We start from the raw sequence: 15224 nt of genomic DNA, 5'->3' as shown, positions 1-15224 counted from the left end.
TTTCAATGTAAACCCTTGAAATAATTGTTTGAAAATTATAATATAGAAATAACTACAAAGAACGGAGGTGGGAAAGGATGTTGAATCAAACTGTTTTAGTGCACGGTTTTTGGACGGAATATCTATATTTCAACCGTGCAAAATTTGCTGTATCAGTTGCTGACGGGATAAGTGTGTCCTTTTTTAGCAATTTCATAGCAAAACTAAAACAGTGAAACATCTCTTTGCCCACAATTTATGAAAAAGGAGAGCTTTCATGCTCTCCTTTTTTTGTTTTATGCAGCCATGGGAAGAAGTGTCTTCTCATGGCTGTTTTTTATGTTTGAAAAATGAACGGTTATCCAAGGAGGAAATTTGAATGATTATATGCAGTGTCAATCACATTGGAAAAATGTACGGAGGAAATTCTGTATTTGAAGATATTTCATTTGAAATTAACAGTAACGATCGGGTTGGTTTGGTAGGACGCAACGGAAGCGGAAAGTCGACCTTGTTTCGGCTGATGTCGGGGGAGGAAACACCTGATTCTGGACAGATTCATTGGAAAAAAGGATTGCAAATTGGTTACCTGAAGCAAATACCTTCTTTTCTCCAAGAGCTCACCACCAAGGAAGTTCTAAAACAGGCATTTGCAGACCTATTGGAAATAGAACGGCAGATGAATAGCCTGGAAACCGCGATGGGGGTGGAAAGCAATCCCCATAAATTACAACAGATGGTAGATACTTATGGACATCTTCAGGATCAATTCACAGGGAGAAGTGGCTATGAAATGGATTCCAAAATTGACAAAGTAGCCCACGGTTTGAATATATCAGGTTTGCTTGATAGAAATTTTTCCGATTTGAGCGGGGGTGAAAAGACAAAGGTCGGCCTTGGATTGATTCTTCTCCAACAGCCGGAATTTTTGTTATTGGATGAGCCGACAAATCATTTGGATTTAATGGCCGTCGAATGGCTCGGTGATTTTTTGAAAGAATATGAGGGAACAGTGGTCATTGTTTCTCATGATCGTTACTTTCTCGATGAAGTGGTGAATAAAATCCTTGATTTAGAGGACGGTGAAATAACTTGCTACCATGCCAATTTCAGCTGCTATGTGAAGGAGAAAGAAGAAAGGCTGCTGAGGGAATTCCAGGCCTATGAAGAACAACAAAAGAAAATCAAGAAAATGAAAGAGGCCATCAAGCGCTTAAGGGAATGGGCAAACAATGCGAAGCCGCCAAATGCGGATCTCCACAAACGTGCCAGGAATATGGAGAGAGCTTTGGAAAGGATGGAGAAACTCCAACGTCCTATTTTGAATAGAAAGAAAATGGGTTTGGAAATGGATGCATCTGGCAGGAGCGGCAAAGATGTTATCTCTCTTACTCAGGTTTCAAAAAGCTATGATGGCAAGCAGTTGTTTTCCGGAGCCGATATGCACCTCATGTACCAACAACGCGCGGCGGTGATAGGAGAAAACGGAAAAGGTAAATCGACCTTGCTTAAGCTTATTTTGCAAGAAGTAGGGGCAGACAAGGGAAAAGTGAGAATCGGCAGTAATGTCAAAATCGGATATTTATCCCAACAGCTTTTCACTGGTATAAAAGATGAAACGGTAATTGAACTTTTCCGGAATGAGGTCATGGTGGCAGAAGGAGAAGCAAGACAAATACTGGCAAAGTTTTTATTCTACGGACATATGGTCTTCCGCAAGGTATCCCAGCTAAGCGGAGGAGAAAGGATGAGACTACGACTGGCCCAGTTGATGCATCAGAACATCAATTTATTAATATTGGATGAACCGACAAACCATCTAGATATAGAATCGCGCGAAGTTTTGGAGGAGGTACTTGAAGATTATGATGGTACAATTCTTGCTGTTTCCCATGACCGCTACTTTCTAAATAAATTGTTCGATAAAATTTATTGGATTGAAGCTAACAAACTGCATTGCTTTGAAGGGAATTATCAATGGGCCAAAACAAAGATGGAAGAAAAGAGAAGGAGACTCCGCTCAGAACCAGCAGATGAAAAGAAAACATATTCAGCCTCAAGTGCCGTAGAAAATCGAACCATAGTCGATAATAAGGCAGTCGAAAAAGATATGGAACAACTGGAGCGGAAAATTGCGGAATTGGCATACAGCTTATCGGTGACAGAGGACCTGGACATGTTACAGGAAATATACCAGGAAAAGAAGGATCTGGAGCGCAGATGGGAACGTTTATTTGAACAGCTCATATAAATGAGATCAAGGCACCTTCCGAATGGATAGTGCCTTTTCTCATTTATTTCTGAAGACTGGGAATAATAATGAAAACTGTAGGGCGAAGAGGGTGGCTCCGATGGAAAGAGCAAATGAATTGGCTCAACAAGTAAGAGAAACTAGTCAGGAAATGATGCAATTCTGGCTAGATGACATACTTTGGACTTGGCAATGGTGGCTTGGAGTCATTCTCACAATTGTCCCTTGGATTATCTGGGGTATCTTTAGAAAAAAGCAAAGTACATATCGTCTATTGTATGCCATGATTGCGGTTATGTGGGTGTCGGCGTGGGTTGATTTTATAGCTGTTTCGACAGGTTTATGGATGTATTATTATGAGGTATTACCGTTCATCCCTTCATTCATCCCCTGGTATTTCACTTTAATACCAATCCTGATAGCGACCTTGCTGCAAATAAAGCCAGACGCCAACCCCTATATCAAAGCAACTATCTGCAGCATTATCGGTGCTTTCCTGGCAGAGCCTTTTTTCGAATGGGTTGGCATTTATAAGACCCTAAACTGGGAACACATCTATTCCATCCCGTTATACTTCATAGTATATCTGCTGGCACACTTCATCAGCAGAAGGAAAACATTTAAAGAATTATAACCTCCTTCTTGACCAGAAGGGGCTTTTTTGCATTCTAAAGATAGTAGTTATTCACAAAAACCATAAACTACGACATAACCTTTTTGTGACTTCCTTCCATTCTTTTCGGATTGAGTGGTAGTCCAGCGCTACGGAAAAATACTCGCTTTCCGTGGGCAGCACCTCAGCCAGGGTACTACTTGAGTAGACACCTTTGCTCCCTTGGGACTGCGATTACTCGTCCCACCGAAAACCATGCGTCGAGGAAGCCTACTACGTAGCGATACTAGAAAACGCAGACGCATCACTCCGGGGTCTTCGGAAGCTGCTCTTCCCCCAGGACTTTGAAAAAACATCGATGCATTTACACGGCACGCAGAAAATGGAACTTTATTTTCAAGGAGTGTCGCATTTTTCCTCCGCTCAAGATAGATTTTTGATCAAGTGAGAAGTGGTCCTTCAATATATCTAACATGGGTTATTTCCAGCCAAAATCCAGGCTCATGGTTTGGTATGTTCTGCATTTTGGTTAGAAAAATCTCTATAACTCCTCAACTGTTATTTCCTCTTACTATTACAGAATGCCATTAAAAGCTGCGGTAAAATGCGAGACTCCAACGAGAAAGGAACAGTCTGAAGACCCCGCAGTCGGCGCTTTTTGCCAGCGAGGACAAGTAAGGCTTCGACAGCGAAACATCGCACGCAGAAAATCGATTTGTATTTTCAAGGAGGCTGAAGCGTTCCCCGTGGAAAGCGAGTATTTTACCGCAGCGTTGGGTTAGCACTCAACTAAAATCAGAAGGAGTGAAAACTTCACAAAATAAAATTGTCACTATGTCGCAGTTTGCCTCAAAAGTGTATCAAGATAGCGTTTTGGGTTTTGTATTTGGGAGAGTAATTGAAGGGGATTCCAATAAATTCCAATTGTCTGTTGTTCTCAAAGAATTATTGGAAAGGACTACTAATTTACCGTTTCAGGGATTAAGATTATAAAAGAACCCAATGTTGAAAGGAAGTTTTTAGAATGTATGTAAAAGAAAATGTCCCGGCAATGTCTCCCTCCAATGATCCGTGGGAGGCGTATGTTGACGTAGAAAAACATGGGGAAATGGTGTTATCAAACATCGAATTTACAACTACTACATTATGCAATATGCGCTGTAATCATTGTGCCGTAGGGTATGCTTTACAAGACAGGGATCCTGATGCACTTCCAATCGAACTGATTATCAGCAGATTGGATGAGGTACCTCATTTACGGGCGTTAAGCATAACCGGCGGGGAGCCGATGATGTCAAAGAAGTCGGTAAGAAACTATGTGCTCCCCCTGTTGAAATATGCTCATTCACGAGGAGTCAAAACCCAAATCAACTCCAATTTAACCCTGCCATATGAGCGGTACGAGCAAATCGTGCCATATCTTGATGTTCTCCATATTTCCCATAACTGGGGGACAGTAAATGAGTTTATTGAAACAGGATTTGCCCGGATGGACAGGAAACCGTCCGAACAAAACAGGAAGAAGTACTTCGATCGAATGGTGGAAAATTCCCAACGCCTGGCAAAAGAAGGCGTCATGGTGTCTGCTGAGACGATGCTGAATGGCAGGACATATCCTTTTCTGGAAAAAATACATGATCACATTATCGAGATGGGCTGCGCCCGCCACGAGGTCCACCCGATGTACCCGGTCGATTTCGCTAAGAATCTGGAGACGTTGAATATGGAAGAAATCCGACATTCTATTAAACGTTTGCTGGATCATCGCAACGAAAACACTTGGATGCTGTTCGGGACGCTTCCTTTTTATGCCTGCAGTACTTCCGGGGAGGACAGGGCATTGTTGCAGCGTCTGTTCAGGGAGAAAAACGTTACTGTCCGTAATGACCCTGATGGCAGATCGCGCTTGAATGTAAATATTTTCACCGGAGAAGTCACGGTGACGGACTTTGGAGATGAACCATCACTTGGCAACATTAAAAATACTAGATTGCAAGAGTCCTACAGCCGCTGGATGAACACCAAAACCGCAAAATCGTTAAATTGCCATTGCCCTGCGGTCAAATGCCTAGGACCTAATGTTCTCGTAAAAGACACTTATTATAAACAGGAAGATTTTCAGCGGAAAAAGGCATTGATCAGCAGATAAAGACAGGGAACCCATTAAAAAAAGGAAATCAGCAAAAACTGTCGAATAGATGAATGGATATCGATAGATAGGAAGGGAAGGGTCAGAATGTTAATAAAGCCAAACAGACTTAGGGCAGGGGATAAGGTTGCAACAGTAAGTCCTTCCTGGGGAGGCGCCGGGGAACCGGCAATCAGGTGGCGCTATGAACAAGGTATCGAGAGGTTGAAAACTGTATTCGGCTTGAAGGTCGTGCCTATGCCAAACAGTCTTAAAGGAGCAGAATACCTATACAACAACCCAAAAGCCAGAGCAGAAGACCTGATGACTGCTTTTCAGGATGCGGAAATAAAAGGAGTTTTTGCAAATATTGGGGGAAGTGACAGCATCAGGCTGCTTCCTTTTATTGATTTCAATGTTATTAAATCAAATCCAAAGATTTTTATGGGGTATTCGGATGTCACCATTGCACATTTGTTTTGCCATAAGGCAGGAATCTCCTCTTTTTATGGACCGGCAATTCTAACGGATTTCGCTGAAAATGTGGAAATGGATGCTTACACAGTGGAAATGGTGAGACGGACTCTCTTTTCCAATAAAGACATCGGGGAAATACAACCTGCCACTGAGTGGACGAGTGAGTATTTGGAGTGGGCTGAAGAAAATAAACACACAAGACGGAAAATGCAGAAAAATAATGGGTATGAAGTTCTTCAAGGATCTGGAGTGGTACAGGGCAGGTTGATCGGCGGTTGTATCGAGGTATTGGAATTTGCAAAAGGAACGGAACTGTGGCCGGACCGGGCTTACTGGGAAAACAGTATTCTTTTCTTTGAAACTTCGGAAGAAAAGCCAGAACCCGATTACATTGCATACTGGCTTCGCAACTATGCTGCACAAGGTATCCTGGACATGGCTAGTGGCATCGTTTTCGGTAAGCCGCAGGATGAAAAATATTATGAGGAATATAAGCAGGCAATCTTGATGGTGATGAGAGAATACGGATTAACCGAATTGCCAATCCTTTATAATCTCAACTTCGGTCATTATAGGTCAGTAAATAAAAGACTCCCGATAACCGGGGGTTTTTTATTTGTCATAACAAATTCAAGGTGTTTGACAACTAACTCACTGGTAAGTTAGTGTATTGTCTTGATGAAATAGATAATCTTAAATTATTGAATTTTACGATAAAGTATTGGGAAGGATTGCTACAGAACAGAGTCTTCCAAACGTATTTGCAAGCAATAAAAAAGATGGACGTTTCCTGCGTGGTAAAGATGATACGTGTGGAATTTGGATTATGTTAAAAAATAAATATCGAGGAGATAAAATGTTATGGAACGAAGAGTCGTAGTTACAGGTTATGGAGTTGTCTCGCCATTGGGAAATTCTGTCCAGGAACTCTGGGGGAATATTAAAGAGGGGAAATCGGGAATAAAAAAAATCACATCCGATAAGTATCAAAATATAAATACCCAAATCGCCGGATATATTACGGACTTTGATGCGGAACAATATCTGAGCAAAAAAGAAGTAAATAAATATGACTTGTTCATCCAGTATGCTGTTGCCGCTGCTCAACAAGCGTTGAATCAGTCTAATCTTGATATGCAGAGTGTGAATAAGGAGAGGTTTGGTGTTTATGTCGGATCAGGTATTGGAGGAATCAACACGACATTGGACCATCATAAAGCTTTCCTTGAAAAAGGGCCGAAAAAAGTCTCTCCATTTATGGTACCGATGATGATCAGCAATATGGCTTCCGGAATCATCTCTATCATCAATGGCTTTAAAGGGCCGAGTTTTTCCCCTGTATCGGCATGTGCAACCGGTAATCAGGCAATTGGGGAAGCTTACTTGAATATTAAACACGGATACTCTGATGGTATTTTGGCAGGAGGGTCTGAGGCGGCGATCATTCCAGTGTCTTTTGCAGGCTTTTCTCGAATGAGGGCGATGTCCACGTTAAACGATTATCCGGAAAAAGCCAGCCGGCCATTTGACAAAGAGCGTGATGGCTTTGTGATGTCTGAAGGGGCGGGTGTTTTGTTCTTGGAAGAATATGAACATGCCAAACAAAGAGGCGCAGCTATTCTAGGAGAAATCGTTGGTTACGGTTCTACCACTGATGCCTATCATATTACTTCCCCTGATTACGAAGGGGGAGCAAACGCTATGAAGATGGCTATAGATATGGGGAACATCAAACCAACGGAAGTAGATTATATAAATGCCCACGGTACAAGCACTCCTGAAGGGGACAAGTCAGAAACAAATGGTATTAAAAGTGTTTTTGGGTCCCATGCATACAATCTTAAAGTTAGCTCGACTAAATCGATGACCGGACATCTCTTTGGAGCTGCGGGTGGTGTGGAGGCCATTATTACTCTAAAGAGTATCATGGAAGATACAGCGCCTCCGACTATCAATTATGAGACACCTGATGAGGAATGTGATTTGGATTATGTGCCAAACCATGCGGTCATGACAAAGATAGATTACGCCTTGTCTAACGGTTTTGGTTTCGGAGGACATAATGCGGTTCTTGCTTTTAAAAAGTTCCGCGGATAAAATAAACTTTATAGTGCATGAAAAGACATTACTTTATGAAAGTAATGTCTTTTTCACTTATAATAATCTGAATATTGAAACCCTTCCATCTTCCATTCGTATATGTATGAGAACGAGTGATTTGGGAGGTGTGAAAGCTGAAAAGTACAATAATTGTTCTTTTGACGATTATTTTGGAAACCATTATTCTCTGGGCAGTATCGACTTTGCTGAGCTGGCGGCTGATCGATGTTTTGTTCTTAGGAGGAATAGCAATCTTCGGAGTTGCTTGGTTGTTGTTTTTATCTGCAAACCAAAACAGAAACATGCTCAATGCCAGTAGCCATAACAATACAGAACATCGGGAAGAAGAGCGGATAAAACCGTTTGTGTTTCATTTATCTCCCGTTACCTTAGGCATGCTTTTATTTATGGCGGGAAGCTTTGTTATAACGATGGTCTATTATTCATCCTATGTTTTCTAGTCATCGGCCGATTTCGTCCCATTGGTAATAGAAAAAGTGAATTTCTTCTCTTGTCGAGGAAATGTCTCTTGAGACAATTCCGCCTTCAATACGGGCGAGAATGCCGCTTATTTCTGCCATGTTTCCTTTTTCTACACTGAATTGGACCCGCTTGCTGACTTTATCCCATGCTTTTTCAAGGTATATAAGATCTGCTTCTGCCCTGTCCCAGTCTTGTTTGGTAATATGAGTTTCCAGTTGAGTCATTCTCTTATAAAGTTGATCGTCCTGTCCGAAAGGTTCTTTTAAGTAACTACCACTGATCATAATTGCGACAAAACATGCCAGTGTAAAGTGGAGAGCAAAAGTTAGAGATAATTTTTTCAGTACTACCACCTCATCTTTCAAATCAAAAAGGACCTTCATAATCGCTCAAATCGGATTCCTCATTGACGTGATCTTCGAATCGGTCCACATAGAGGGCTTCGTCCGGGAGAATCATGGCAAATGATACTTGTTTGACATCCTGGATTCCCTGCTTACGCAGTTGCTGATAGAGCCAGGCTATATCCTTCTGCCTTTGTTTTAAGTTTTGTTCGATAATGATGCCGTCCTGGATTACCTCTGTAGAAAGGCCGTTTGTTCTGGTTTCCAAGTGGAGATCACTTGGCCGGACAGGCAGGTATTCAGGCTTTTGCAAGACAGATAGCTTCCCATTTATTTCGAAAATAGCGTACTCTACCTGTGTTATATCGAAAATGTTTTTATCACGGAGAAGCATCATTAATTCTCCGATTTTAATTCTCATCCTGTTTAAGTTTTTTTCTAGAATTTTTCCGTCTTGGATAACTACGGTCGGCTCGCCGTCCAACACTTTACCGATATAGCGGTTTTTGATGGTGATATACTGTAAAAGGTAAGTCAGTAGGGCGTAGCCTGCCAAACCGACCCAGTGGGTCCAGGCCTTCTCGGAAAGATCTGTTGCAAGCGTTGCTGCAATTGATCCTATGGTAATTCCATTGATGTAATCAAAGAAAGTAAGCTTGCCGACTTCTTGTTTCCCCAGCAGTCTTGTGAAAATCAGCAGCGTGAAGAAAGAAATGATAACTCTGACGGCGACTACCAGTGTTTCATTTATCATATAAAATCCTCCAGATAATATTCTCCATTATTATCTGTTATGAGAACCAATTTATTACAAAAGGATTTTCCTATAGAATCTCTAATTATAAAATGTTGGATAAACCATAAAATCAGAAACCAGGAGGTGAATTACTGATGGAACAAAAATCAATCAAGTTAAGCCGTTTTATTCAACAAGAGATGGAGAATCAAGGTTATAATGGAGCAGCTTACATAAAAAAAGGTGCAGAGGTGGTCAAAGCCGCTTCGGGTTATGCGCACAGAACGGATAAACGGCTCAACAACATCGATACGAGATTCGGGATTGCCTCAGGTTGTAAACTTTTCACTGCTGTGGCAATCGCCCAATTGGTCGAAAAAGGCAGTCTATCCTTTCACACCAGATTGATAGATTGTTTAGACCATGACTTCCCGACATTTGATAACAGGATAACCATCCACCAATTGCTAACCCACTGTTCCGGTGTGCCGGATTATTTTGATGAGGAAACAATGAAAGACTTTGAAGAACTTTGGATACAGACGCCTATGTATCTATTAAGGGAGCCAAAGGACTTCTTGCCGCTATTTGAAAACGACGAGATGGTTTTCAGGCCAGGCGCTGAATTCCGCTATAATAATGCGGGCTATATATTATTGGGTTTGATTATCGAACAACAAACAGGCATGGCATTTGCCGATTATGTGAAAAAATATATTTTTCAAAAATGCGGTATGAATGATTCCGGGTATTACGCGCTCGATGCACTCCCTGCGAATACGGCTTTAGGATATATAGCCGGGGACAATGGAACGTGGCGGACAAATACATACTCTATTCCGGTAAAAGGTGGAGCAGATGGTGGTGCTTTTGTCACAGTATCCGATATGATCACTTTTTGGGAAACATTGTTAGGATACAGACTTTTATCAAAGAAACACACAGATATTTTGCTGCATCCACACATTTCTGTAAAAGGAAACGTAGGTTACGGTTATGGCATTTGGGTTGATCAAAAAGATCAAGAAGTGGTCAAGTATCATGTGATGGGATACGACCCGGGTGTAAGTTTTCATTCTGCAGTTTACCCTGAGCAAAATCTCCTAATGGCATTTGCTTCCAATACAGGCTCAGGCACCTTTCAACTTATGAAAGCAGTAGAAGCGTTTATAATTGAGAATCTCCGGGCAGAAACAGACAGTAATTTAAATTAACAGAAGAGGTGTTTTTTTGAGTAGTTTCAACAACCAAGCGGAAACAAACAGGTTAATTATCAGACCCTTACAGAAATCCGATTACATGAACTGGCTTGAACAGTTTAAAAGCAGAAAACCATCCCAGCATAATTATGATAAAGGAAACATCGACATGAGCGAATGTACGGAAGAATGGTTCGATAACTTAGTGGAGCAACACCAGTCTTTAGCTGAAGACGATACGGCATATGTATTTGGGGTTTTCGATAAGGAGCAAGGGACACATTTAGGTATGATCGACTTTTCCACTTTCGAGCGCGGCGAGTTCCAATGGGGCCGAATTGGTTACACAATTCATAATCAGCACTGGAGAAAAGGATTTGCGAAGGAGGCAGTAACTGCCGCCCTGCAGATCGCTTTTAAAGAACTGGACTATCATCGAATTGAGGCCCATATAAACGTAGATAACATCCCTTCAATCAACTTGGCAGACAGCGTTGGGATGGAATTCGAATGTACAAGAAAGGGATTTATTTATGAGTTTGGCGATTGGACAGATAATTTGATTTATTATTTGAATGCGAAAGATTAAAAAGGACAGCGGCTTTACGCCGTCCTTTTTAATCTTGGCTGTTTTTTCTTAAAGCATTCTGGTGATCAATAGTCACGGAAACATTAACGACTATTTTCATGTTGGAATAGGTTTCGTTCCAACTATGTTTGACTTTTTCCCATGTCTCAGGATGTCGTTCACGTATTTTCTTTCTTAGAAAAAAAATATCAAGGTTTTCTTCCTGCATCTTTTCTATAGACCTCTTCATACTGTTACCGATATATTCTTCTATTTCTTTTTCCATGTCGGTTATCGAAATATTATCTGGTTTTCCTAAGATAGATACATTCTCTTTTATGGAAATCGTTGCCGAGGGATTGTTTCCTTTCGTTTCAAACTGGATGTTGCTGATTTGGGAAATAGTCCGGGTTAGCAGTCTTCCTTTGTTAGTAGTTTTAATATCTGTGATTGTTCGGTCTTTTATTTCTCCTAACGCATATAGCATTGACCTAGAGTCTTCCCATGAAAGTTCTGTTATCAGCTTATAATTATCAAACAAAGCGATACGATTAACTCGAACCCAGGATTTCTGGGGGGTATCTTCCGTAGAAGTGAGGCTAGTATTCGCAACGGTTTCTACGATGGGCATATAAGATAGTGAATCATTGTCTGATTCATGAATATAAAATTCGTTTAAAGTAATTTCTTTCATTGTCGAGGAGCGATTTACATATGTGGCAATGTTGTGAATGCCTGTAGCTGTGACCGTTTCAAAGGGAATTTTCGATCGTAATATATCTTCTCCTTTTTCTTTTGCAAACATCACTTGGATAGTTCTTCTCATTTCGAATTCCCTGTCGAAAACCTCGAAAACCTCCTCCACTCCTTTTTGTGCCACCTTTTCTCCGATAACAATCAATGCCATATGCGAATAGATAGGTGTCCGTGGTGATATCTCGGTTAATTTGTTCATTGCCAAAGCCATAGTATCTCCTTCAATCGAGTAAATACTGTTTTCGTTTATATTCCCGGTGCCTTGTGATCCTTCGGTGGAAAACTGTGAGGGTAGTGCCCATTGAAATGTTATTCGATATTTTTCTTCATCTGTAATATCTACAGCTATCCCCATTACGAAATTCAGGTCGGAGATTTCATTTCTGTCCCAACAGCCTGCAAGAATTATAAAAACCAGAAAAGAAAGAAGCATTTTTTTAATGTTTTGCATATTTCATCACCTTGGTACGAATGAAAAAAATTAGTAGAAGAGCGATGGGCATTACCGCTTGAAATAACAAGGAAATATAGACCCATCTACCAAAAATAAAAGAGATTAACTCATCGGAATTAGGAACAAATAAAACGATTAGGATAAAGGAAGTGAAAATTAGTAGGAGGTTCAGCACTTTTGCTTCCATGTTGTTCCTTTGGAATACCTGTTTAAACGTATAGCAAGCTATTGTAAACAAAATACCGATTACCATCAGAACAGCTCCAGCCCACATTGTTACCAAAAATATTTCCAACCTTTCCATGAATTCCCCTACTTGAATTAAGGTGATTAATTCCACAGTTGGATAACGAAGTCTTTCCAGCTCAAAAGCAGAAAATGCTCCAACACTTTCTAATACCACCATGCTTGTAATAAGTAAGGCGAAAAAGATTCCCAGGATAAGCCAACCTACTTTGGCAGTTTCCTCCTTATAATTAACAAAAGGATAAATAGCTGAAATGATTACTACTTGGCCCATACTCATGAAAGGAATCAATGTCCCATACCAAAGATTTTCCGTCGAACGGGGCAGCAGAGGTAGATAATAAGAAACATGTATATTAGGTAATACCGCAAGAATCAAAAACAGCAATACTAATATGAATAGCAACATAACCATGTTGCTGGCCCGTGCCAATACTTCTATTCCTAGCAGGGAACAATATAGCGCTAGAATTAAAACAAGAATAAGTGTTGCATAAGTAGGGGTCCTCGGTAGGAATAGTGATTTGAATGTAGTGACAATCATTTGTGTATGAATAACAAACAAAATAAAAAAGTAAACAAAATATAAAAGACCAATAATCCCCCCCAAGAACTTTCCGGTTAATCTTTGTAGAACAACTAGAAAGCTATCTCCCGCAAAAAATCTCGATATAGTCAGCATTCCCCACCCAATCAACAAAGACAATATTATTGCCAATAGGAGAGGCAGCCATACATGTTGTTTCACATGCTGGGCCATATATGCCGGGGAGTAAACATATATTTGCACTAACTGAGATAGAATTATTATGGAGAGCATTTGCCCATGAGTAATTCTCAACATTAATCGTCCTTTTTAGGGTATTTTGTTTCTGGTACTTTTTTGCCCGGAAACCTTTCTAATGACGGATCATCTACTGTGAAATTTTGATAAGAAGACTGTTGAAAAAGCGGGAAACGAAAAATTGTGTCTTTCATCCCTTTTGGAATTAGAGGGGAATGAGGGGCTAGATATGGATAGCCAAACGAACGCAAACTTACCAAATAGAGATAAAGTATCATCAGTCCCCATACAATTCCAAAAAAACCAAAAGTAGCAGCCAAAAAAATAAATCCGAATCGCAAAATACGAAAAGCAACCCCAAGACTATAGTTGGGTATTATAAAAGAGGATATCGCTGTGATAGAAACGACAATTATTACAAGAGGACTGACAAAACCAGCCCGTACTGCTGCATCTCCAATAACAAGTGCCCCTACAATACTTATAGTATTTCCAATAGCTTTTGGAAGCCTCAAACCTGCTTCACGTAAAAATTCAAAAGTAATCTCAATAAATAAAGTTTCAATTAAGGCAGGAAATGGAATTGTTTCTCTTCCAGCTGCAATACTCAGCGCAAGATCAGTAGGAATCATTTCCTGATGGAAAGTTGTCAAGGCTATGTACAAGCTCGGTAGCAGCAAAGATACAAACAGTGCAGCAATCCTTACAAGTCTCAACAAAGTTGCAATATACATAGAACCATAATAGTCATCAGGTGCTTGCAATAAGGAAAACATGCTAATAGGACCGTATAAAACAAAAGGTGTATTATCGACCAGGATGGCGACTTTTCCTTCTAGTATGTTGGAAGCGATTTTGTCTGGACGCTCACTGGACCCAATTAAGGGAACTATTGAATATGAATGATCTTTTATAAAAGATTGAATTTGATTACTCGACTGGACAGCATCAACTTCTATTTTGGACAGACGTTCTTTAACCTCTGTGATAATTTCATTACTTGCAATTCCATGTAAGTAGATAATTCCTACATCTGTTTGCGATAAGGTTCCAATTTTCATTTTTTCAACCTTTAATTGATGATGGAATATTTTTTTTCGTATCAAAGATAAATTTGTATTAAAGTTTTCATTAAAACCTTCCCTGGGTCCTTTTATAGTTGCTTCGGCTGCGGGTTCTTCAAGTGCACGCTCTTTGATCTCCCTTACTTCAATGATTAAAGCTTCTTCTTCACTCTGTGTAAAGACTACAGCGTTTCCACTTGATACGGCTTTTACAATCTCTGCAAACCTGCTAGCTTTTGTATATTTAAAAGGAAACACTTCTTCTATTACTGAGTTCTCTTCTTGTAATCGTTCAGTATAGTCGGTTAGATAATCCAATATAACTTTTATTTTTTTATCATTTGCAATTGTTTCTATGTACCCAACTCCAAAGTTTTTATTTATGTCGACCATAATAAAGTCGTCATTTTTAAAAAAATAATTCGAGGAGAGAGTATTCAAATTTGTATGAAGGTCGTTGGAAATGCTTTTGTCAGGTGTTTTCAATTTACTTGTATAGCGCGTGTGTTCCAACTTTTTTCTTTTGCTTTTTGCTCTCTTCCACATTGTGTTCGCTCCTGGTTAGTAAAAGTAGTCCTAATAGTGTGTTCTTATATAAAGGAAACATACTTGGTGGTAGTGAATTTCAAAAAAACCCCAGTGCCACTGGGGTTTGGAAAAATCTTGGGTCACAAAAATTATTGAGTAGTTTCCTTTATGAGAAGCCTTTTGTTTAATGTCATGGAGATTTTGGACAAGAAAGATTGGGCTTACAAGCAGAAACCAATGCGAAAAAGTGGTTTACTTGAAGTAAGCTGCGCCAACAATGATCAAAAGAATAAACAAAACAACAATCAAAGCGAAGTTGTTTCCTCCGCCATAACCCCCGCCGTAGCCTGCACCGCCAACACCAGGGTAGCCATATCCGCCATAGTAGCCCATTCGATCCACCTCCTTATTCACTATTACTATAAGGTATGTAAAACCGAAGAAATCGGGAAAGGCGGATGTAATTATATCGTCAAATAAACGTAAAAATACCTTAGAGGACGTATCGGTTGTT

14 protein-coding genes and 1 pseudogene are annotated in these 15224 nt (G+C 40.2%); 9 read left to right on the top strand and 6 right to left on the bottom strand.

The features are described 5' to 3' along the window. Positions 1 to 77 precede the first annotated feature (77 nt). From CZ434_RS22630 to CZ434_RS09100, 7 genes are all read left to right on the top strand, one after another. Positions 78 to 215 carry an RAxF-45 family protein gene (locus CZ434_RS22630; protein ID WP_281252256.1) on the top strand — a complete coding sequence of 46 codons (138 nt, stop codon included), beginning with the start codon at positions 78 to 80 and terminating at the stop codon, positions 213 to 215. A 143-nt stretch (positions 216 to 358) separates the two neighbouring features. Further along, on the top strand, positions 359 to 2230 hold the full coding sequence (abc-f, locus tag CZ434_RS09125; RefSeq protein ID WP_077622848.1) for a ribosomal protection-like ABC-F family protein: 1872 nt from the start codon (positions 359 to 361) through the stop codon (positions 2228 to 2230). A 100-nt stretch (positions 2231 to 2330) separates the two neighbouring features. Next, positions 2331 to 2864 carry a CBO0543 family protein gene (locus CZ434_RS09120; protein ID WP_077622847.1) on the top strand — a complete coding sequence of 178 codons (534 nt, stop codon included), beginning with the start codon at positions 2331 to 2333 and terminating at the stop codon, positions 2862 to 2864. Positions 2865 to 3867: 1003 nt separating this feature from the next. Further along, positions 3868 to 4992 carry a radical SAM/CxCxxxxC motif protein YfkAB gene (gene yfkAB / locus CZ434_RS09115; RefSeq protein ID WP_077622846.1) on the top strand — a complete coding sequence of 375 codons (1125 nt, stop codon included), beginning with the start codon at positions 3868 to 3870 and terminating at the stop codon, positions 4990 to 4992. Between the two features lie 87 nt (positions 4993 to 5079). Next, on the top strand, positions 5080 to 6114 hold the full coding sequence (locus tag CZ434_RS09110) for an LD-carboxypeptidase (RefSeq protein WP_077622845.1): 1035 nt from the start codon (positions 5080 to 5082) through the stop codon (positions 6112 to 6114). 195 nt (positions 6115 to 6309) lie between these two features. Then, complete coding sequence (fabF, locus tag CZ434_RS09105) at positions 6310 to 7545, top strand: beta-ketoacyl-ACP synthase II (protein WP_077622844.1); 1236 nt, start codon at positions 6310 to 6312, stop codon at positions 7543 to 7545. A 161-nt stretch (positions 7546 to 7706) separates the two neighbouring features. Then, a complete protein-coding gene (locus CZ434_RS09100) occupies positions 7707 to 8009 on the top strand; it encodes a hypothetical protein (RefSeq protein ID WP_077622843.1) in 303 nt (100 codons plus the stop codon). On the opposite strand, the gene CZ434_RS09095 is transcribed toward CZ434_RS09100, so the two are convergent. Beyond that, the gene (locus CZ434_RS09095) at positions 8010 to 8396 is read right to left on the bottom strand and encodes a DUF4363 family protein (protein ID WP_179107225.1); all 387 of its coding nucleotides are present in this window, start codon (positions 8394 to 8396) and stop codon (positions 8010 to 8012) included. 1 nt (position 8397) lies between these two features. After that, positions 8398 to 9129, bottom strand: coding sequence for a YetF domain-containing protein (locus CZ434_RS09090; RefSeq protein WP_218668311.1), 732 nt, complete (start codon positions 9127 to 9129; stop codon positions 8398 to 8400). A gap of 137 nt (positions 9130 to 9266) precedes the next feature. Here CZ434_RS09090 and CZ434_RS09085 point away from each other — a divergent pair, with 137 nt between their 5' ends. Further along, positions 9267 to 10325: a serine hydrolase domain-containing protein gene (locus tag CZ434_RS09085; RefSeq protein WP_077622841.1), complete on the top strand. Its 1059-nt coding sequence runs from the start codon at positions 9267 to 9269 to the stop codon at positions 10323 to 10325. Positions 10326 to 10341: 16 nt separating this feature from the next. Further along, positions 10342 to 10899 (top strand): GNAT family N-acetyltransferase, encoded by a 558-nt coding sequence (locus tag CZ434_RS09080; RefSeq protein ID WP_077622840.1) that lies wholly within the window; start codon positions 10342 to 10344, stop codon positions 10897 to 10899. A 28-nt stretch (positions 10900 to 10927) separates the two neighbouring features. On the opposite strand, the gene CZ434_RS09075 is transcribed toward CZ434_RS09080, so the two are convergent. The 4 genes and pseudogenes from CZ434_RS09075 to CZ434_RS22475 form a co-directional block, all read right to left on the bottom strand. Continuing rightward, positions 10928 to 12085, bottom strand: a complete 1158-nt coding sequence (locus tag CZ434_RS09075) for a Ger(x)C family spore germination protein (protein WP_077622839.1) — start codon at positions 12083 to 12085, stop codon at positions 10928 to 10930. Beyond that, the gene (locus tag CZ434_RS09070) at positions 12072 to 13178 is read right to left on the bottom strand and encodes a GerAB/ArcD/ProY family transporter (RefSeq protein WP_077622838.1); all 1107 of its coding nucleotides are present in this window, start codon (positions 13176 to 13178) and stop codon (positions 12072 to 12074) included. Before CZ434_RS09070 ends, CZ434_RS09075 begins: the two co-directional genes overlap by 14 nt. Further along, complete coding sequence (locus CZ434_RS09065; RefSeq protein WP_077622837.1) at positions 13178 to 14728, bottom strand: spore germination protein; 1551 nt, start codon at positions 14726 to 14728, stop codon at positions 13178 to 13180. The genes CZ434_RS09070 and CZ434_RS09065 overlap by 1 nt, the downstream gene beginning before the upstream one ends. Before the next feature lie 234 nt (positions 14729 to 14962). Then, positions 14963 to 15049 (bottom strand): annotated as a pseudogene (locus CZ434_RS22475) (YjcZ family sporulation protein); the annotation flags it as partial. Positions 15050 to 15224: the final 175 nt, after the last annotated feature.

Origin of the sequence: Sediminibacillus massiliensis, assembly GCF_900156915.1 — a bacterium.
Lineage (GTDB): Bacteria > Bacillota > Bacilli > Bacillales > Amphibacillaceae > Sediminibacillus_A > Sediminibacillus_A massiliensis.
Note: the sequence above shows the minus strand (reverse complement) of the source record. Positions and strands in the feature narration are given on the sequence as shown.

Excerpts from the sequence above, each read along its gene's own strand:
- CZ434_RS22630 (WP_281252256.1), top strand. The coding sequence starts at position 78 with ATGTTGAATCAAACTGTTTTAGTGCACGGTTTTTGGACGGAATATCTA.
- abc-f (WP_077622848.1), top strand. The coding sequence starts at position 359 with ATGATTATATGCAGTGTCAATCACATTGGAAAAATGTACGGAGGAAAT.
- CZ434_RS09120 (WP_077622847.1), top strand. The coding sequence starts at position 2,331 with ATGGAAAGAGCAAATGAATTGGCTCAACAAGTAAGAGAAACTAGTCAG.
- yfkAB (WP_077622846.1), top strand. The coding sequence starts at position 3,868 with ATGTATGTAAAAGAAAATGTCCCGGCAATGTCTCCCTCCAATGATCCG.
- CZ434_RS09110 (WP_077622845.1), top strand. The coding sequence starts at position 5,080 with ATGTTAATAAAGCCAAACAGACTTAGGGCAGGGGATAAGGTTGCAACA.
- fabF (WP_077622844.1), top strand. The coding sequence starts at position 6,310 with ATGGAACGAAGAGTCGTAGTTACAGGTTATGGAGTTGTCTCGCCATTG.
- CZ434_RS09090 (WP_218668311.1), bottom strand. The coding sequence starts at position 9,129 with ATGATAAATGAAACACTGGTAGTCGCCGTCAGAGTTATCATTTCTTTC.
- CZ434_RS09085 (WP_077622841.1), top strand. The coding sequence starts at position 9,267 with ATGGAACAAAAATCAATCAAGTTAAGCCGTTTTATTCAACAAGAGATG.
- CZ434_RS09075 (WP_077622839.1), bottom strand. The coding sequence starts at position 12,085 with ATGCAAAACATTAAAAAAATGCTTCTTTCTTTTCTGGTTTTTATAATT.
- CZ434_RS09070 (WP_077622838.1), bottom strand. The coding sequence starts at position 13,178 with ATGTTGAGAATTACTCATGGGCAAATGCTCTCCATAATAATTCTATCT.
- CZ434_RS09065 (WP_077622837.1), bottom strand. The coding sequence starts at position 14,728 with ATGTGGAAGAGAGCAAAAAGCAAAAGAAAAAAGTTGGAACACACGCGC.